This window comes from Mycetohabitans sp. B2 (assembly GCF_021733735.1).
GTDB classification, from domain to species: Bacteria; Pseudomonadota; Gammaproteobacteria; order Burkholderiales; family Burkholderiaceae; genus Mycetohabitans; species Mycetohabitans rhizoxinica.
In genome coordinates, this window is the sequence record NZ_JAHKSP010000062.1 from 11,833 (window position 1) to 31,418 (window position 19,586).

13 protein-coding genes and 4 pseudogenes are annotated in these 19,586 nt (G+C 59.8%); 10 read left to right on the forward strand and 7 right to left on the reverse strand.

Annotated elements, in window-relative coordinates; genetic code table 11:
• Positions 1–34 precede the first annotated feature (34 nt).
• The 3 genes from prpR (at position 35) to KPG66_RS14405 (ending at position 3,297) form a co-directional block, all read left to right on the forward strand.
• Positions 35–2,053, forward strand: a complete 2,019-nt coding sequence (gene prpR / locus KPG66_RS14395; RefSeq protein WP_083813527.1) for a propionate catabolism operon regulatory protein PrpR — start codon at positions 35–37, stop codon at positions 2,051–2,053.
• Between the two features lie 229 nt (positions 2,054–2,282).
• Positions 2,283–2,792, forward strand: a complete 510-nt coding sequence (locus KPG66_RS14400) for a GNAT family N-acetyltransferase (protein WP_041754935.1) — start codon at positions 2,283–2,285, stop codon at positions 2,790–2,792.
• Between the two features lie 280 nt (positions 2,793–3,072).
• A complete protein-coding gene (locus tag KPG66_RS14405; protein WP_157864502.1) occupies positions 3,073–3,297 on the forward strand; it encodes a hypothetical protein in 225 nt (74 codons plus the stop codon).
• A gap of 49 nt (positions 3,298–3,346) precedes the next feature.
• Here KPG66_RS14405 and KPG66_RS14410 read toward each other — a convergent pair whose 3' ends face one another.
• Positions 3,347–4,378, reverse strand: a complete 1,032-nt coding sequence (locus KPG66_RS14410; RefSeq protein ID WP_013428340.1) for an NAD-dependent protein deacetylase — start codon at positions 4,376–4,378, stop codon at positions 3,347–3,349.
• 155 nt (positions 4,379–4,533) lie between these two features.
• Between KPG66_RS14410 and KPG66_RS14415 the strand changes: the two are divergent.
• The 3 genes and pseudogenes from KPG66_RS14415 to KPG66_RS14425 all read left to right on the forward strand — a co-directional run.
• Positions 4,534–4,852, forward strand: a pseudogene (locus tag KPG66_RS14415) (2-aminoethylphosphonate ABC transport system ATP-binding subunit PhnT); the annotation flags it as partial.
• Between the two features lie 1,250 nt (positions 4,853–6,102).
• Positions 6,103–6,771, forward strand: a complete 669-nt coding sequence (locus KPG66_RS14420) for a hypothetical protein (RefSeq protein ID WP_157864503.1) — start codon at positions 6,103–6,105, stop codon at positions 6,769–6,771.
• A 951-nt stretch (positions 6,772–7,722) separates the two neighbouring features.
• The gene (locus KPG66_RS14425; RefSeq protein ID WP_041754659.1) at positions 7,723–8,430 is read left to right on the forward strand and encodes a response regulator; all 708 of its coding nucleotides are present in this window, start codon (positions 7,723–7,725) and stop codon (positions 8,428–8,430) included.
• 218 nt (positions 8,431–8,648) lie between these two features.
• Here the strand turns inward: KPG66_RS14425 and KPG66_RS14430 are convergent, their stop codons facing one another.
• On the reverse strand, positions 8,649–10,988 hold the full coding sequence (locus tag KPG66_RS14430; protein WP_237071261.1) for a patatin-like phospholipase family protein: 2,340 nt from the start codon (positions 10,986–10,988) through the stop codon (positions 8,649–8,651).
• A gap of 217 nt (positions 10,989–11,205) precedes the next feature.
• On the opposite strand from KPG66_RS14430, the pseudogene KPG66_RS14435 reads away from it, so the two are divergent.
• A pseudogene (locus KPG66_RS14435) lies at positions 11,206–11,751 on the forward strand (ABC transporter permease subunit); the annotation flags it as partial.
• A 35-nt stretch (positions 11,752–11,786) separates the two neighbouring features.
• Positions 11,787–12,021, forward strand: a pseudogene (locus KPG66_RS14440) (GlxA family transcriptional regulator); the annotation flags it as partial.
• 60 nt (positions 12,022–12,081) lie between these two features.
• Here KPG66_RS14440 and KPG66_RS14445 read toward each other — a convergent pair.
• Entirely contained in the window at positions 12,082–12,414 is a 333-nt protein-coding gene (locus KPG66_RS14445) for a hypothetical protein (RefSeq protein WP_237071262.1), read from the reverse strand.
• Positions 12,415–12,624: 210 nt separating this feature from the next.
• On the opposite strand from KPG66_RS14445, the gene KPG66_RS14450 reads away from it, so the two are divergent.
• Positions 12,625–12,849 carry an N-succinylarginine dihydrolase gene (locus KPG66_RS14450; protein ID WP_237071263.1) on the forward strand — a complete coding sequence of 75 codons (225 nt, stop codon included), beginning with the start codon at positions 12,625–12,627 and terminating at the stop codon, positions 12,847–12,849.
• A gap of 1,098 nt (positions 12,850–13,947) precedes the next feature.
• Here the strand turns inward: KPG66_RS14450 and KPG66_RS14455 are convergent.
• From KPG66_RS14455 to KPG66_RS14465, 4 genes are all read right to left on the reverse strand, one after another.
• Positions 13,948–15,624: an OFA family MFS transporter gene (locus tag KPG66_RS14455; protein ID WP_237071264.1), complete on the reverse strand. Its 1,677-nt coding sequence runs from the start codon at positions 15,622–15,624 to the stop codon at positions 13,948–13,950.
• A gap of 392 nt (positions 15,625–16,016) precedes the next feature.
• Positions 16,017–16,493, reverse strand: coding sequence for a transposase domain-containing protein (locus tag KPG66_RS17630; protein ID WP_332415721.1), 477 nt, complete (start codon positions 16,491–16,493; stop codon positions 16,017–16,019).
• Complete coding sequence (locus KPG66_RS14460) at positions 16,477–16,626, reverse strand: IS66 family transposase (protein WP_237071265.1); 150 nt, start codon at positions 16,624–16,626, stop codon at positions 16,477–16,479. Before KPG66_RS14460 ends, KPG66_RS17630 begins: the two co-directional genes overlap by 17 nt.
• Positions 16,627–17,932: 1,306 nt before the next feature.
• Positions 17,933–18,226 carry an H-NS histone family protein gene (locus tag KPG66_RS14465; protein WP_041754940.1) on the reverse strand — a complete coding sequence of 98 codons (294 nt, stop codon included), beginning with the start codon at positions 18,224–18,226 and terminating at the stop codon, positions 17,933–17,935.
• 830 nt (positions 18,227–19,056) lie between these two features.
• Here KPG66_RS14465 and KPG66_RS14470 point away from each other — a divergent pair.
• Positions 19,057–19,314: pseudogene (locus KPG66_RS14470) on the forward strand (transposase); the annotation flags it as partial.
• Between the last annotated feature and the right edge of the window lie 272 nt (positions 19,315–19,586).

A 19,586-nucleotide genomic window follows, 5' to 3' on the forward strand; every position in this document is an offset into this window, starting at 1 on the left:
CCGAGTTTCAATATTGAAATCAGGCGTTTCGTTTATGAGATGCGACGCGCATAATGTGGTATCACCAATTTGCGGTATCACCAATTGGGGTAAATGGGCTTTGAGCATCGTACAACCAGACGCGGTCGCTCGCCCGCGTTTGTGGGCCATGGGAATAAGTCGATTGCGTGACTTGTTCCTGGACATCGCCCGCGAGTATGACGGGCGTGCGCAACTGCGCGTGGTCTCGCGCGGTTTCGAAGACGCGGTGCATGAGATCAATGTGGCCGGCTCGATGCGTCCGGACGTGGTAGTGGCCGGTGGATCGAACGGCGCGTATTTGAAAGCGCGCGTGAACGTGCCGGTTGTGCTGATCCATCCCACCGGTTTCGACGTGATGCATGCGCTGGCGCAGGCACGGCGCGACGCGGCATTGGTCGCGCTGGTTACACACGGCGATATTCCTGACGAGGTCCGGCAGTTCACGCATGCCTACGGCGTTGACGTGGTTCTCGGCTCGTATCGGTCGGTGCAGGATGCGCAGGCCTGCGTGCAGGACTTGCGTGAGCGTGGCGTTGGCGCGGTGGTCGGGCCCGGCCTGGTCGCGGATCTTGCCGCCCACGCCGGCATGCATGCGGTATTTCTGTACTCTCGCGCCTGCGTGCGTGCCGCTTTCGATACCGCGCTGGAAGTCGTGCAGGCCACGCGTGCCGAGGCACTGCGCCGCGCCCGGCTGGATAACCTGCTGCAGCACCTGCGCGACGGAGTGGTGGCGCTCGATGCCGAAGGACGCGTCGAGGCGATGAACCAACGACTGTCTGACGCGCTCGGTATCGGCGCCACGCAGGCGGCGGGGCGCACGCTGCTGGATTTGGCGCCGTGCCTGGCCGATTCGCTGCCCGACGCCGACGGCGATACGCTCAGCGTCATCCGTGGGGTGAGCTATGTCGTGCATCGCGGCCCGCTCGCCGGCCCCTGCGGCGAGCAGGGCGGCACCGTGCTGACGTTCCAAGAGTCGCGCGCGGTAGAGCGGCTGGATCGCACGTTGCGGTCACGGCCGCGTGCGCAGCAATTGACCGCCCGTTACGATCTGGACGACCTGGTCGGCGAATGCGCGCCCATCGAGCGCGTGCGCGTGCTGGTGCGTCGTTATGCACGCTCGGACGCGACCGTGCTCGTGCTCGGCGAAAGCGGCACCGGCAAGGAAATGGTCGCCCAGAGCATCCACCGCCTGAGTGCGCGGCGCGATTTCGCGTTCGTGGCTATCAACTGCGGTGCCTTTCCGGAGGCGCTGCTCGAAAGCGAACTGTTCGGCTACGAAGAGGGCGCCTTCACCGGCGCGCGCAGGGGGGGCAAGGTGGGCCTGATCGAAGCCGCGCATCGTGGCACTTTATTCCTGGACGAGATCGGCGAGATGTCGTTGCCGTTGCAAAGCCGTTTGCTGCGGGTGCTCCAGGAGCGCGAAGTGGTGCGTCTGGGTTCGACCGAGCCGGTGCGCGTCGATATCCGCGTGATCGCCGCCACGCACCGTGCGTTGATCGATGGCATCGAGTCGGGCACATTCCGCGCTGATCTTTATTATCGGCTGAATATCTTGAGCATTGCGCTGCCACCGTTGCGTGAGCGTCCTGGTGATGTGATGCTGCTCGCGGTGGAATGGCTGCTGCAGGCGGCGCGGCGCGAGCCCCGCCTGGCCGTGCGTGTGCCGGATACCAACGAGGCAACCCGAATACTGGCGCCGGTGGCCGCGCCGCTGTGCGCGTACCGATGGCCCGGCAACGTGCGCGAACTGCAGAACGTCATCGAGCGGATCGCGGTCGAATTAGCCGATACCGAGGCCGAGGACGATGTTGCGCTGACCGTGGCCGTGCTGCGCACGATCGCGCCCGAGTTGTTCGACACGCCGGCTGGTCCCGTCGTGCCCGCCTCGACGCTGCGTGAACGTAGCCGCCATGTCGAGGCGGACGAGATCCGTGCCGCGTTAAAGGCCCATGATGGTGATCGCGATGCAGCATGCCAGGCGTTGGGCATCAGCAAGACGACACTGTGGCGCAAACTCAATGCCGCGCGATAAGGTGTCGCCTGCGCGGACGTGAGCCAGTGCCGGATCGGCGTGCGCCGTTCGCGCGCCTGAACACGCTTGTTCGTCGATCGTTAGATTTAAGTTATTAGTTACTGATTACTGATTGTGGGTCGTCGGTCACTGGTTGCTGGTCATTGGTCGTCGGCCGCGGAGCGGGGGAGAAATCGGACCGAGGGGCGTTATATGATGCTGTTGTGGAAGTTTATTTAGGCGCTTGTTGATGATTCGTCTTGCCGTCCCGGCGGATTTTTCTGTGCTGTTGTCGATAGAGCGTCGCGCCGGCGAGCGGCTGCGTGGGCATGTCGCGTTCCCGGTGTTTGCTGCGCACGGATTGACTCAGGATGAGCTTGCCGACGGGGTACGGCAACGCAGGCTATGGGTGGTGGAGTACGACGATCGGATCGTGATCGGCTATTTGCTCGGCGGGGAACTCGATGGTGGATTCCATATTCGTCAAATGGACGTCGACCCTGCCTACGGCCGCCGTGGCCATGGCCGCGCATTGCTGCGGCATGCATGCATGGTCGGGCGCGCCGAGGGCTACCGGCAAGCCCTACTGACGACCTTGCGGGACGTGCGCTGGAATGCGCCGTTCTACCGCAGCGAGGGTTTCGCCGAGTTGCCGATCGCGCTGCAGGGCGAGCAGATGCGCGCGGTGCTCACGCATGAACAGGCGCTGGGCTTTCCGATGCATTTGCGTGTCGCGATGGCCAAGCCGCTGGGCGACTGAGCTTTGCGCGGATCGAGGTATCGGTGACCGTTACGTGGTGGCGCGCGGCGCGTGCGCGCGTCAGGGCAACGGAAATCGCGACAGATCGTGCTACGACGCTAGGCGACGCGTCGCACGAAGCCATAAAACAACCGTGGATGCATTTTCAGCAGGGACAGCGCGATCGCGAACTTGGGATGGTGGCCCTGCTAGGTCATCGCCAAGTGCCGCAGGCGCGTGCGGCGCGGACGGTGGCCAGTACGGAACGCGTGGCGGCGTCGTTGGGCACCTCGCGGGCAATATGGAACGCGATTTGCCGGTACGCCTACACGTACTTGAGTCGAAAGAACAGCCGCGTGTAGTCGGGAATCGGCAGCAAGCGGGTGCTGTGCTCGACCAGGTCCATAATTTCGAACAGGTCGGTGACCGTCGGATTAAACCGGACCGGCAGGCCGTTGCCATGTTTGACATAGAAATACAGTTCATCCGCGTCGCACCGCTATCCCTATCGAGCGCACGCGTGTAGGGTCATCGGATGGACGAGATGTCGCAAACGAGGCAAAAAGGTTGGCGGATTACGTGGGTTTACGCAGGTTGGCAGACGGCAGGGCGGCGAGCAATGACAGCAGCGCCTGGTCGCATGGCAGCGTGACCTTCAGCGCGAGCAGCGGATCGGCACGCGTGCGCCCGAGGTTGATCGCGGCAATCGGCTTGCCGGCCCGTGCCGCTTGCACGCAGAAGCGATAGCCCGAGTAGACCATCAGCGACGAGCCGACGACAAGCACTGCATCGGCGCGCGTGAGCGCGGCCTGCGCCGTGTCGACACGCTCGCGCGGCACGCCCTCGCCAAAGAACACCACGTCCGGTTTCAGCATGCCTTGGCAATGGTCACACACCGGCACTCGGATCGTATCGAAGTCGATCGACTCGAGATCGGCGTCGCCATCGGGCGCTGCGTTGGCCGACAGCGTTTGCAACGCCGGATTGTCCGCTTCGAGCCGCTGCTGGATGGCCGCACGCGCATGCATGCGGCCGCAGCTCATGCAGATGGCACGGCCAATGTTGCCGTGAAGCTCGATTGTGCCGGCTTGTCCGGCGCGACGATGCAGGCCGTCGACGTTTTGCGTGACAAGCTGCTCGACGTGACCCAGTGCCTCGAGTCGCGCCAGCGCATGGTGCGCGGCGCTTGGCTTGGCCTGGGCCAGCACTTTCCAGCCGAGCGCGCTGCGGGCCCAGTAGCGGCGGCGCGCCGTCGGCGAGCGAAGGAACGCTTGCAGCATAATGGGTGCACGGCCCTTACGTTCGCCGTTCGCATCGCGATAGTCAGGAATGCCCGAGGCGGTACTGATGCCGGCGCCCGTCAGCACGAATAGGCGAGGATGCGCTAGCACGAAGCCGGCCAGCGCGCGCAGGCCCGGTTGCACATCGTCCGGTTCGGCCAGCGTGTGCCCCGGCCGAGCCGGATCGACGCCGTTGCAGCTTTCGGCTGGATCTTCGGATATGAACGTTTTCGTCTCCTGACAAAGCAGCATGGTCTGGCGGCAGCCGTGCGCCGCATCGGCGACGGGCCGATACGCTCCCTGCCCAATTCTACGGGGTTTGGGCACGGCTGTCGGCGTTGCGTGCGACGAGGCAACGGCCCATGAACCCTCGACTATTAAGCAGGACCGATCCCATGCTAGCGGCGCAGGGGCACCAGCCTATCCTCGACGCACTTTCGGAGTGCGGCGTACTGTCGGTTGCGCAACACCAGCGTAGCATGGAGAGGTTGTTCCAGAGCTATGCACTTTTGCATACCTACAGTGTTTGGAAATGTCACGTTCGGCTGCGAGTGCGGCGTGTTGAACGCGAAGGTCGCGCGGCGCGTGGCCGATGTGCTCAAGCTCGTCCAGTTATCCGACGCAGGACCATGTGATGCTGCTGTTGGACGAACCGCTGTCCGCGCCTGATTTCGACCTGCGCGCGTCAGTGCGCTCGGCACTCAAGGCGCTGCATGAGCGATTGCTAAACCTGACCATCTTGTGCGCGACGCATGTCACGATGACGCGTTGGTGCTGTCCGAGCGCACGCTGCTGATGCGCGCGGACGTATTGTGCAACGGGTCACCAGCAGCGTGAGCGTGTCGCATGTCTGCGGCCCAAGCAACTTTGCATCGGCGCGTGTGCCCGTGTTTGTTACGAGACTGTCGATGTGGCCCCGGTCCGAACGTAGCGAGTATCTTGCGCAATTGAGCTGTTTATACGAAAATGGATATAATTAACTAATATTTATCGACAATAAAATGCAATTTAAGTGCGGGATGACTGAGCCAAATTGGCTTGCCTACACCCTCTCTGAAATACTACCTCGCGATCCTCGCACGCGTACGCGCGCTTTGATGCGCCGCGTGCCTGTGCTGCTGCGATCACTCGCCGCACTGAAGCATCGGTCTTTTTAGATCGCTTATCCGACGCTATACGTTCTGCTCACCTCCGATTGTGACAGGCTCGCAGCCCGATGCAGCAGCTGCATTTTTTATGGCGAGGACACAATGACACGACAGACAAGTCGATTGCTTTCGAAGCTAGGCGCCGGCATGGTTTTGGCAGTAACCGCGGGGTGCGGCGGCACAACGAGCAGCGACGTGGGCGCGTCGGCCGAGCATCGTACAGAGGGGGCACCATTCACCGTATCGCGCCTCGATGCTTCCCTGCGGGATGAGCGCGGAGAACACGACAAGGTTGAAGAGCGCCACAGACCAGATGGACCGGAGCTTGATGGCGACGCCATGCCTGCGCATGCTGCACCGACTGCGCTTGGCGACGGCAATTCGCGCGAGCTATCACACACGGAAACCACAAACTTGCAGAGGCAGGATGACACGGAGAAACTACACGGTTGGACAGACGCTGCTCATGCGAGAACATGTTTGTCTGCGCCGGCGAAGCGTCCGTCCGATGAATACAAGCGCAGGTCGCATTCGAGCAGGACGTTGTCGCTCCCTGTCTTCCATGGGCCCCACCCCGACAACACGAATGGGAATGCCCACCCCGACGGAAGTACCATTCTCCGCGGCGTATCGTCAATAGACATTCCGAGGCCCGCGCACCGCCGCTCTCGGGCCAGTTTGACTCTTAGCCCGACCACGCGATCGTCTAGCGAGCAAAGTAACGAGGGATTGAATGTATTGCCACATTTCTTCCACGATACCAATTTTAATCCGCTTGAGGCGTTCCGCTCCACGCCGGGCGACACAGTAGCCACTTTGGAGGAACGGCCGGCGGCGCCGTTGAGTACTCGCCTTAGGTCGTGGATGCGGGAAGCCCATGCCGATTTTGCCGACTGTCGTACCATGCCTTGTCCTCATCGAGGATCGCCGCAGCCGTGGACCACGTTGTTCGATGTCGACGCACGGATGAGACAGCACGAGAAACAGGAAATCGTGCGCAGGAAGCTAGAAGAGTGGGCGTATGCACAGCAGGTGGTGCCTGTGGCGCCCGAGGCGTTTGATCAACTCGATCAACGCGATAAACTGTGGGTCGCGCTGCGTATCTCCGATGCGGAGGCTGCGGACAACGGCGACTTATTCGCTTGGTCAATGGCGGCCGAGCTGTTTCCGTGCGAAGCGCTTCGCCAGCGCCAACATCGCAAATTTGTGTCATGGATGCTCCAAATGTTCGACTTACGTTTGGACCTAGTCGCTTTGGGCGAGCGCGGCGCCCGACAGGACGAACTCGATGCATTTGTCCGGGCGGCGGCTCGTGACGTCGATCAGCAAGATCGCCTCGAGCAGCTGGAGCGAGCGCTGCACGCACTGGCCGTCTACGAGATTGTCCCGAGAATGCGTAATATTTTAGAGCCGACGGGCGCACCGTTGCATGAAGTGGCGGAGACGACATTTCGCGTAGTTGAGGCACTCAAACAACTGGCTGCCGAAGTGGTGCCCACGGCGGTCCAGCAAGGCGCGGTCGACACGGACTACGCGGATCGTTTCAACCAATTATTGTCCGGAACGATATAGACGTCTACCGTCCCAAGGCGTAATAGCAGACTGTCCGCTCCTATAATGGACGCCTATTGTCCATGCGAGTCGCTTCAGTGGCTCCCCGGTGATAGCCGTAGCGGACACAATAATGACGGGGAATTGATCGGTGAGCAGCCAGCATGCCATGCAGCAATCGTGATTTGCGCGGCGCATAGAGCCGGCCCGACTGGATTGATTCAAGCGATGCATGCGGCGATGGGCGGTCACTAATGGCGTGCAAGGCTGATTGGGTGAGCGATACGCTAGCACGGTTGCGGGCCGTGCTAGCGCCGGCCCACGTGTGAGCGCTGCAGGCGCGGTGTGTGAGTCGCGCCACCAGCACCTTCGGGCGCACGCTACCACTATTGCGTCATAGTGCGAAACAGCGCACGGCCGTTCAACGACGGATGGTGTCCTGGAGCGCGCCGACGTACAGCTGCGGTCCAGGAACGGCCGTTGCACGCGTTCCAGCATCGCCGAGCAGTGACGCACCAGCGCGGTGGTTGGCTGAGTGAAGCATTGCGCGAGCCACTGCGTCGTCTCGTTCCACTACACGAGCGAGCGCACGTGGAGTTCGAGGCCGCCACCACCGGTGTGCGGCGCGCTCTCTGGGATAGGCGATGCGCGCGGCACACCTGATCCGTGCGATGGAATGGGCTATGCCGTCCAGATAGCGCGACGGCGCCGCCAGTCATCCTGACAAAGGCGGGCATCATGCGCGGAGGCTGTTCAGCACGAGCTCGCGCGCACCGGGCAGCGCGGACGCGAAAGACCGATCGGACATGGCGCGGTAATGAAACGGTGGAGACGGAACAACGAAAAAGAAACGGTGAAGACGACATCGATCTTAGCCGCGAGTGGCTGGTATTCCTTTCGAAATGCGCAGAGAAATATCGAGTTGTATCGTAGAATGCGCGCGAAACATCCATGCCATTGAGCGGCTCCATCATGGTTTCACGCATTTTGCTGATCGAAGACGACAGTCGCCTGGCTGCGCTGGTGGCCAGCTACCTGCGCAAGCACGACTATGACGTGCATATCGTGCTGCACGGCAACGACGCATTGGACGCGATTCTCGCGCGTCGGCCCGACCTGGTGATTCTCGATGTGAACCTGCCCGGCAAGGACGGCTTCCAGATATGCCGTGAGGCGCGCAAACAGTTCGATGGGCTAATCATCATGGTGACGGCCCGGGATGAGGATCTCGACGAGGTGTTGGGACTAGAGCTCGGTGCCGATGACTATGTGCACAAGCCGGTGGAGCCACGCGTGCTGCTTGCGCGGATCAAGGCGCTGCTGCGCCGCGGGCTGCAGCTCGGCGGCGAGACGAGTGTTGAGCCGGAGTGCCTCATCTTAGGCAAATTCGAGATTAACCGCGCCACGCGCAGCATTCGCCTGCCTGATGGCAGCGTACCCGATCTCACCTCAGCCGAGTTCGACTTGCTATGGGCGCTGGTGCGCTGTGCCGGCGAGGTCGTGAGCCGCGACGACTTAATGCGTCAGCTGCGCGGCATCGGTTTTGACGGCGTGGATCGCACGGTCGACGGCTGTATTTCCAAGCTGCGGCGCAAGCTGCACGACGATGCGGCCAACCCGCAACGGATCAAGACCGTGCGTGGCAGAGGATATCAATTCAGCAAGGTGGCATGGGAGTAAGTCGAAAATTCGACAATTTTGCCCGCAACGCAGCAACACACCGTGGCTATATCGTTGTGGCGCCCCCTCAGTCGCTCGGCGGCACGCCCTTTAAACCGAGTTGGCCGGTGACAGGAGCGCCTACATGTTCGGACCGTTGGTGCCAGGCGCCAACAATCAATAGCCAACAGCCAACAGCTAACAGCTAACAGCTAACAGCCACTGCCACCGCTCGCGGATCAATAGACGTGCCCGAACTGGAAATACACATTGCGACGTCCCCCCGGCGCGAGCGCGACACCGAAATAGACCGGCCCGAATGAGCTGGTCAGCCCGGTGAACAGCGACACGCTGCGCTTCATCGGCCCGCTGTCCAGCGCGTCGTTGAAGCCGTTCCAGACGTTACCCATTTCCGCCGTGACGCCTGCAAACAAGCCGCGGAACGGACCGGTGTTGAACGAAGCCAACTGATTCATGTACGTGAGTTGAGCATAAGCCATCGACGTGCCGGACAATTGGTCGGCTGCATACGCGGACAAGTGTCGGAAGCCGCCCAGCGTGAAACCGAGCGGATTGATCACGTTAGTGCCGCCGATGTCTTTGCCACCCTCGATGCTGACGTTGACGCTGTGTCGTTCGAACGAGACTGCAGCCATTGCCTTGCCGTATAGCTCAGTGATGCGGTCCTCGCTGCTGGCAAGCGAACGCTCGGCCTTGATCTCCGTATAGTAGCCGCTGCGGGGGAACTGCGAGTCGTCGAGTTGGTCGATGACCAGTCGCGCGCGCATGCTTAACTGCCGGCCATAGGCGTCCGGGAACGCCAGCTGTGTGCCGCTTTCGTCCAGCGGCAGGTTGTACAGCGGCGATGTGAAGCCGTGCGCATACGCGAGCCCGATGCGCAAGTCGCCGAGTCGCGCGAGCGGCAGCCCGAAATCGATGCCGGCGCGTTTGGTTTGCAGATGGAAGCGGGTAATGCGGACGTTGTCACTATAGAGGTTCGCGTAGCGGCTCATGTACTCGACATATGGCGCCACGTAGTAGCCGAATGCACTGGACAGCGGCTGGCGCAGCTCACCATGCACGCTGATCAAGTCACTGCCGAGCGTGGTGTCCACGCGTCCCTCGAGTCCCGCCGGGCTCAGCCACGGTCGGCGATAGCCCAGATGCAGCCGAAATCCGCCTTCATCGGTTGAACTGCTCGACAAGCCTAGGCCAAACAGCAGGAAGTTTGGCCCCCATGACTTTTGTCGCGCCGTGATCACGAGCCGGTGTTCGTCGCCGTGTTCGACCAGCTTCTGCGTGACGTCCTCGAAGTCACCGGAATTTGACAAGGTCAGCAGGTCCTTGTTCAGCTGGTGTGGATCGTAAAGGTCGCCCGGACGCACATGCAGATAGTTGCGGATCCGTGCGGCCGGCACTGCGCCGACCGACTCGATGTCAATCTGCGTCAGGCGTATCGGGCGCGGTGGCGGGGCGGCGTGTGCGCGGCGGTAAGCGGCGTAGTCGGCGGGCGCCAGCGCCAGATGCCGTAGTTGCGGCAGAGCCGCGCGGGCCGCCGCCTCGCCGGCCTCAATCGCCTGTGCCGCATTCGCGAAATCGGTGAAGGTCAGGGAACCGAGATCGGGTTGGATTAGCACGTCGCCGGCGACCAGCCGCGAGCGTTGTTGCGCGACGTTTTGCCGGATCAGGATGCCGATCATCTGCTGCATCACGTCTGCGGGCGTCGCCAGTGCATCGAGCGGACGTAGCGGCGAGCCGACGTCTACGGCGATCACGACGTCCGCGCCCATCGTGCGTACCGTGTCCACCGGCAGGTTGCTGACCAAGCCCCCGTCGACCAGCGTGCGCCCGTCGACGTCAGTCGGCGCGAACAGCCCGGGCATCGCCATGCTGGCGCGGATCGCTTGCGGCAGTGAGCCATGATCCAGCACAATCATCTGGCCACTGCGCAACTCGGTCGCGATCGCTCGATACGGAATCGGCAGCTTATCGAACGACAGGTCACCGGCCAACGTCGAGGTCCAATCCGACAACAGCGCTTGTAGCCGGTTGCCTTGCACCAGACCGCGTGGCAACTTCAGCCCGTCGCTGCTGACGCCCAGTGTCAGGCTGCTGGCATACGATTGTTCGTCTTCGCGTTGCGATTGCGGCAGCTCGGCGCGTTGGTGCACGTCGAATGCAATGTCCGTCAGGTTCACGCCTGCCAGCCGGTCCTGCATGTCTGTCGCACTCATGCCGCTCGCGTACAAGCCGCCCACCACGGCGCCCATGCTAGTGCCGGCGATGCAATCCACGGGGATGCGGTTTTCTTCCAACACCTTGAGCACGCCCAGGTGCGCATAGCCACGCGCGCCACCGCCAGAGAGTACCAGACCGATCGCCGCGCGGCCGTGCGCACGGTCGGGCGTTGCGCACGCGAGCGTCCCGGCGCACGAAGCCGACGCGTGCAGCGCCAGCGCTGCCGCGAACGCCACGGCAAGTGCTTGGTGGCCAGTGCGGCCACGCCGTGACACGTCCTTCTGCCCGATCGTGACGCGCATGACCAATGCGCGGAGGCGGGCCCGCAGTGATAGGGTCATCCTGTTATTTGCGTTCTTAAAAACTAGCTATTATCGTTGCACGGTTACCGTGCGTGCAGGACAATGCGCGATTTCGCCCGCCCGCACAGACATGCGCAGGACTTTGCGTGTCGACGTCGTGCTGGTCGTCGGCACGGTTGGCGAATGGGCCATGATACCTGGTGATGCTGCATCGGCTTGAGCGCCGATATTCGATTGGCGTGCGACGGGTCCAGCGATGATCGAGATTCTGGCTCAATATCCGCTCGCCTACCTGCATAGCGACGGGCGTCAGTTGTTCGTCCGGGCGGTGATCGCGTGGTTGATCGCCGCGTCGCTGGCCATCGATTTCACGTTGTCCGGGCCGCTGCTGGTCGTGCACGTGTTGGCAAATCGCTGGCTCTCGATCCCGGTGGGCGTGTCTACGTACGGGATTCGCGGCATACCGCTATACGTAAAACTGTCATTAATCTGTACCGGTGTCTACGGCCTCGCGTTCGTGCGGTCTCACGAGTGGCTCGATGCGTTCTTCCGCAGCGGATATCATTGTACGGTGCTGGCGTTTGGGCTCAATACGTGTGCGTACACAACGAAAATTTTCGCCGGTGCGATCCGGATGACACCGTATGGAAAAGTCGGGGCCGCGCGTGCCTATGGCATGCCGCAACTAACGCTGTATTTGCGCATGATTTTGCCCTCGGCGCTGCGTCGCGCGTTACCTGCGTACAGTAACGAGGTGAAACGGATGCTGCACGCCAGCACGGTGGCCTTCACGGCCACCGTTGGCTGTCCTGGCGCTCGCCGGCCAGTTGTCCGGCTATTGGGTTAGGGTCAATCGGGGAGGAGCGGCTGTGCTATCAATATCTGGCGGCGATACTGTCGAAGTATGACCTTGAGCAGCGGCCGGCGAAGGCAAAGATCCCATGGCAGCGCACCAGCAAATCAGTCCGGCAGATCAGCACTGGCGTGCAGATTCTCTTCGGCTGCTCATTTTACCAACGCGTATCACGAGAAGTTCGGCGTGACGTCGCGTGAGGAGCGGCGTGCATTCGTCAATGTAACGGCCCGGGTATCGACTGAAAACGGCGTGACATAGCGGGCGGACCCTATGCCGTTATTTCAGGTCCTTCTCGCTGGCTTGCCAGAAAGGATTGTCTTGAATGTCGAAACTGAAGCGTGGCTCGCCTGGCGTTCGCGTACCGTTGACAAACACGCGCGGCGCCGCTGCCCGGGGTGCGGCGCGGTCGCGACGGGTTGCTTCGGGGCAGCGAGCTGCATCGGATCGGTAGGCAGGCTTCGCGCTGAGCCCGGACAATCGGCCATTGCCGGATGCACGCTTGGCAGTGTGAGTCGCCTTGCGTTGATCCGTTTGCGGTTTCGCGTCGGCGGAGTCGGCCACGATCGGCGGCTTTGCTTCGCAATGGCGGACTGAAAATCTGTCAGACATTCCGGATCCTCACTGGTGTGCAATGTCGATACCCGTGATTCTGACGCCGACGCCACGGGCGCGACGCGCTTACTACGAATCCGGCGGGTTGCCGGCGAAGTGGCGCGCCGGACTGTCCACGGAAACCGATAAAACGGCTCGCGTAGGCGAAAGGTGTTTCATTAGCCGCCATCTAAGATGTTTTGATTGGACTGCAATTGAGGAGTCGCTATGAACAGCATCCAAGTGACCCGCGATACCTTCGATCAAGGAAGGGCCCCCGTTTTCTCGCCAGCGCCTTACCTGCTCGTGTTGACCTCGCGTGGTGGTCCAATCGCCGACACGCTCCTCTTCGATCTGCGCAAGAGCATGAAGAATGTCGGGGAACCGGCATGCCCACGGCTGCGTGTGGCGTTGAACGAGCGGGAGATCGATGAAATGAATCCATCGCTGTAGATGGACGACAAGTTGTATGCGCAACTGAACGCGTGAGCCGAGATGCACTATCGCGACCGTTTAATCGCCGACAATCTCGGCGACCCGCAACGGCTGGTGTAATGCCGCACCGCGCTCGATGAACTTACGCAGTGACTCAATCTCGGGTCTGTCCATGACTTCCAGCGCTGAGCCAGTGTGGCTGTCCGATCCGCTTGCGCTGACGCTGCAGGGCGAAGTGCCCGTCGAGCATGAAGGAAGACGGGCTATTTCTATTCGCTGGCACTTCGGTCTGCGTACGGCGAGCCGAGCGTCCGTCTCAGATCTTCTTGTCGCCGTGTTATTTATCCAAAGACGCGGTTGATCGAGTACCCGGCGCCCGGTGCCGTAAGCATCAATTTCGCTTTTATGACGGTAGGATAGGGCATTTTTTAAGGCGCACGGTTTGAAGAACACTGCGCCGTCGCAATCGGTTACCGATAGCGTGTCAAAGGCGGCCAATCGCTTTTAGGGTGAACGCCAGAAGCGCCGACCACCTCTTTTCGCAAGAGGCCGCGGGGTTAAAATCCCAAAATCAGTTCTTTACAGTGCGTCAAACCACTGATACATTAAATTTTGGGCGGTAAATCCCGATAGAGAGGGTGGAGTTGGAACCTGAGAGACGCGGGCTACGGAGCGCGCCAGACGATTCCGGACCGCGAATGGATGCACGGCTGCTAGCCGTGCTTTTTTTTGAGGGGTGTGCCCAGCATGGGTACACCCCTATGGGTGTCGGTCCCGCCTTCAGTTGGCCATCGCGAATGAAGTGAGGTTGTACCCTCTGGTGAGCGCTTGGCTGGTGATACGGGAGCCGCGGTTGCGGCGGACGTATCAGCCGGGGCCGGCGCGATGGGTGACAATCCCCAAGCCAGGCGCAGGTGAGCGCAAGCTAGGCATCCCGACAGTGACGGATCGGTATCGGTTGCTCTAACAGGCGTTGCTGCAAATGTTGCAACCGATTCCACCACCATGAACCCAGTGCCACACCGTTCGCCAGACCAATGTTGTGGCCCCCGTGCAATCGCACGGATGTATCGATTGCAGCGGTAGTGCTTCATGACGGGCCAAACCTGACGAGCACTAGCCGTGGAAGAGTGCCACAACACTGAGCATCGTGCGATAGATGCCCCACACGAGTGGCAGCCCAACCGCGACCCAAGCGAGCACGACCAGCGTACTGCTGCCAGACGCCCGCATGGTGGGCGTTTCGGCAGACAGCTCGCACATGGGTGGCGCAGGGTGCGCCACGCGTTTCTCCTCCGCGAGTTCCTGCTCGCTCATGAAATATTTCGGGTGCACTGGCTTGATCAGAAGGTTGCAAACTAAGCCCACTAACAGCATGCCAACTAAGATATACATCGACTGGTTGTACACTTGCTCACGCGGCAGGCCCAGAGCAAGCTGGTAGTCGCGCATGTAGTTCACGACGACCGGTCCAAGAATGCCGGCGGTGGCCCAAGCTGTGAGTAGTCGGCCATGGATGGCACCGACAAATTGAGTGCCGAACAGGTCGGCCAAGTAAGCCGGCACCGTGGAAAACCCTCCACCATACAGACTGACGATGACGCAGACAGCAACAACAAAGAGTATCAAGTACCCGGCAGTGATGCTCGACGGAATGCTGGCATATAGAAGCATGCCTAGTACGAAGAAAATGGTGTAAGTCTGCTTGCGTCCGAACTTATCGGAAAGACTGGCCCAGACAAACCGGCCACCGATGTTGAACAAACTTAGCAGCGCGGTAAAACCGGCCGCCAAAGACGCTATTGACGTCAATTGTTTTTTGTTGAGATCAGAGAATGACATGGCTTGGCCAATCAGGTGTCCACCGAAGACTTCTTGCAGCATCGGACTGGCCATGCCGATAACCCCGATGCCGGCCGAGACATTCATGCAAAGCACCATCCAAACAAGCCAGAACTGCGGGATACCCCACACTCTCTTCACATGGACATGGTGCTGAGTCACCATGGCGCCATCTGCCCGATCGTTAGTGGACTTCCAGCCAGCGGGTGCCCATCCGGGCGGGGGTACGCGATAGGCCAGCGCGCCACTCATCATGAATACAAAGTACATTGCGGCCATAGCGACAAACGTCTGCGTCACGCCCCCTCCTTCGTACGTAGCAAAGGCCGCCATGAGTTCGGTGGCGAGCGGCGAGCCAATCATCGCGCCGCCGCCAAATCCCATGATGGCCATGCCGGTAGCCATGCCTCGCCGATCTGGAAACCATTTGATCAGTGTACTGACTGGCGAGATATACCCGAGACCCAGACCAATACCGCCAATCACGCCGGAGCCCAGCAGCATCAGCCAGAACTGATGTAGGTGGACGCCGAGTGCGGAAAGCAGCATGCCGCCGCACCAGCATAGTGCACTGACCACGCCAGCCTTGCGCGGACCGGCTCGTTCCAGCCAGCCTCCCCAAATGGCGGCAGAACTGCCAAGCAGCACAAAGAACAATGTATACATCCATCCCAGCGTGGAGATCTTCCAGTCGCAATGCGTGACGAACAACTCTTGCAAGAAGCCGATTTCGGGGCCGCAGGCCATGGGATGGGTCATGCCGATGGCCTGCGACAAGGGTAGCCAAAAGACCGAAAAGCCATAAGCCATGCCTATGCACAAGTGAATCGCCAAGGCAGCCGGAGGGACCAGCCAGCGGTTGAAGCCTGGCCTCGCTACAATGCGCTCCTTGGAGAGGAATGGCACAGCCGCGACTTGCTCGGCGGCACCTGTACTTAGACTAGATGTCATGTTGTCTCCGTCGATCATGACCGGCTAGGGATGCACCGCATGTCTTGAAACATGAAAAAAGCCGGTCCGTTATGCTAACAAGCGGACAATTTACCCGGCTACAAAACCAGGCACCTCTATTTTTTCGTAACCCTGTCACGATACTGTCGACATCCGAGTTGCACACGATATCGCTGGCAGTATCGTTCCCTATTTAAAATTAACCTCCTACGTTAAGACAGTTCTTTCTGACACCGCGCTTACCCTTGAGCCACTCTTGCCCATATAGCGACACGCAAAATTCTGCGACCACGTCAAACATCCCGGGTGTGGTCAATAACGTCATATGGCACGATGAGTTCACCTCAATCACCTCAAAGCTTGGCAATTACCGTTGCCACGCTTGCCAATAATCATGACGGCACGGCGACGAGGCGTGCTGCTCCATTTCGGAAATTCCTGGCGTCGGGTTGTGAACAGCATGGCTCGTCAGCGTGGGCCGGGCGAAGCGATAGTCTATCGAATCTTTGCCCCCGCGAGGATAACAGACTCAGGCTAATCGAACAGCGATCACACGCATAAATGGCGTTTTTGGAAGCTATGTCGTCACTATCGCTACCTGATAGTTCTTCGTTGCGCCAATGGATCGTGGTTTGCGCGGGCGCTCTGCCATGCGTCAGTGTGTTGAGGTGCGCCCTCCACAGCAACAGGGCAGGGTACTCGTCGGCAGTGTTTGCCAGTGATATGGCCCTGAACAGTGCGACGAGATAGCCATACGGTTCAAGGCGATTTACCTTGCAGGTTTCGATCAGCGAATACAGGCTGGCGGCGGCATTCGCACCGGCGACTGTACCGTAAGCAAAGTCGGTTTTTTTAACCGACGTTGACAGTCAATGGCCGGATCGCGTTCTCGCAAGCATTGTTCGAGATCGGCCAGGCGCCGTTCTCGACGTAGCGAATCAGCTTCGACCATTGACCTTGCAGGTAGTGCAGTGCTTTGCCGAAGGCACTTTGCGGCAACACGGCGTGCAACTGACGCAGAAGCAGTGCCTCGATTTATCCGAGGACCACACGACTCTGGCGTTGCCTTGCGAGCAACCGATTCTCCGGCGACCTGTCTTCGCAGCGCGATTCGATCTCAAACAGCCGCTCGACAGTCGAATGAATTCGCTGGCGGGATGATCGCGACCACGCTGCGCCTTCGGCAGGTTCTCTTTCGCCCCGATCCTGTAGCGACGCGCGTGCGCCCAGCAGCCCAGCTGCACCAGCTAATGGGTGTCGGTGACATCGTTGTACGGCTTATCGCCGTCAGTCATCCATGCTGCGCCGGGCTTGATGCTAGCCTAGCGCGCCGCGGCGTGTGCCGCGCTCGGACTCATTTTCCATGGTAACGCTCTTGAGTGCGCCCCATACCTTGTCGGTTACCTGTTTACCGCTTACCTTCCGTCATCGCTGTGATGTGTTTATTCGACTCTGCGACGAATGACAGCGTATCATCGAGCGTATCGTTTGCCTCCTTTATGGACGTATTCACACGCTCGCGAAAAGCCATCATTTCCTCTTCATTCTCAGATGGCATAAAGGCCCGTCCAGCTTACCGCATAAGCGCACTCGCATATCAATCCGAGCCGCTTGGCGGTCTGTACAATCGCGTGCTTTGGGGCGTCGGGCAAAAATTGCTTGCTGGGCGAAGAGGGTGGTTTTTTGCCCACCGACGATGATGGCCCAGGAGCAAGCATTAGAAACCAGGGTATTGGCGAGTCGTGGCGTACGGACCCGGGAGATAGACAAGCAGCTGGGCTGCTCGTGCTGTACCGTGCGACGGTATCTGTGTGAGGCCGAGGCGTGGCGATACGGAGCGCGAAGCGCAAGCGGCGAAGCTCGATTCGTGCAAAGACTCTCTGCGCGAGCGCATCGAGGCTGCTCGCCCGCACTGGATTGCGGCAATGGTATGACACCGAGAGATGCAAAAGTTGGGCTATGCCGACGGCGTGACGCAACTTAAGCCATTCATCAATGCGTATCGAGCACAAGAGCCCGAGCCAGTGGTGCGATTTGAAACGGCGCTTGGCAAGCAAATGCAGGCAGACTTCACGCATCTTCGGCGAGGTCGTCACCCATTGCTCGCGTTCGCTAGCAGGTCAAACCCGTAAGCCGTTTATTACCACAGCATCAGACAGGACTTGTGCTCGTTGCCGTCGTCAACAGCGGTGCACCGGGTTAAGCCGGTGCCACAACGAGATTTTTGCCACTAGCCTTGCGGGTGCGGCAAAAATTAACGCGGACTACAGCGGCACATTCGCTTCCTTCACCAACATGCCGCTCCACCTTATTTTTGGATTAAGAAGCGCTCGCGATTCTTTCCAATCCATGACGGCGCCCGACCTCTACCGCTCCAGGTCTCACCCGTTTTGGGATTCTGGTATTTCGGCTCCGGCTGCTTCGCATGGGCAGTGCCGCGAGCTTGACGCTTACGCCCAAATAAATCTTCGGCCGTGATCCCCAATTCGGTGATCTTCTCACGCATTTGTGCGATCACCGTTTCCAATTCTCGCGCCCGTAAGGCTTCTGCCTCCGCTTCAAGCTTTTCAATTTGAGCGCGCAACTCTTGGTATGTCGCCATGTTCATTCCCTATGTTAAGTTAAAGATACCCCGGACAGACGCGGGCTGAGTCAACTCGCTTGCACGCCTATGCCTACGCCTCGGATAGACGAAGCGCTTGGTGGCATGGACTCTATTTGAACAATTTCCTTCTTCTATTACCCTGTATCTTGAGGTTTCCGTGTCTGGCCATGCTCTTGCGCTTGCCGCAAATATTCCTTCATTCGTTGCGACATCATCCAAGTTAGCACCCTATATATAGCCCCACCGCGCAAGCTTGATTGCAGACTAACCACTTGGGGCCGGGATAGTGGTCACTTTCGATGATCAAACATCGCTTAGCTTTTTGCCTTCTACCGTGTGTGCGCATAAACAATGCCAGCTAGTTCTTTACGACGACCGGCGGCCCTACAAGGTTATCCATTATACCTTAACGCGCCGACAGCCGAGCCAACCACTGGATTAAAAATAATTGACTGACGGTTTTCACCGGCGGCGCGGCGCAGAAAGGAAAAAATTACCTGTGAGTGTTGTTAGTTTGCGCGATTGAAGGCGAGTGCCGTAATTGCCTTCAAGAAGACGCCTAAGCTCGGATTGCCGCTGCTTGCCCCAGCCGTTTACAAACCCTTATAGAAATCCTGGTATTGCTCGTTGGCGCATGGATAACCTGTTATTCGGCACTGGGCACCTCTGAACGAAATCGTCGAGCGCGCCACGGATATCCCCATTCCAGCGCTCCGGCTGCCGGTCGCTTTACCGTAGAAAGTCTGTGAGGCTGGCCAAAAACTGGGCCATGCAAAAATAAAAAATCCGGCATGATGGTGCTACCTTGGCAAGCAGAAGGTCATGTCGTGAAGAAGAGCCCGTACACTGAAGAACAGATTGCGTTCGCGTTGAAGCAGACAGGGCTGGGTACGCCGGTGGCTGAGGTATGCCGCAAGATGGGCATCAGAGATGTGACATTTTACAATTGGCGGCAGAAGTATGGGGCCCAGGCCCGTCGGCGCTAAGCCGGTTGAAGCAACTCGAGGAAGAGTGCGTGAGGCTTAGGCGCGATGGTGGATTTGTCGCTAAACAAAGCTATGTTACAGGATGTGCTATCAAAAAAGCGCTCGCCGAGTTGTGGAACAAAACGCTCGATGTGCCGCTTATTGTCGTCGGTGAATGACGCTGTGCCCCCTGATTCAGTAACCCGCAGCTACGCGGCGAGTGCAAGGCACCGCTCGCGGCGCATACATGTTGCGTGGGCGTACTGGTTTGTTGCCAAGGTTGGAGGGCTTGGCGCACGATGCCGCAACTACCGCTGAGTCCTCGGCTCACGATCTCCCAATATCACCTCGCCGCATTTTGACAGCCTTCACGTCAGCGCTGGGCAAGATAG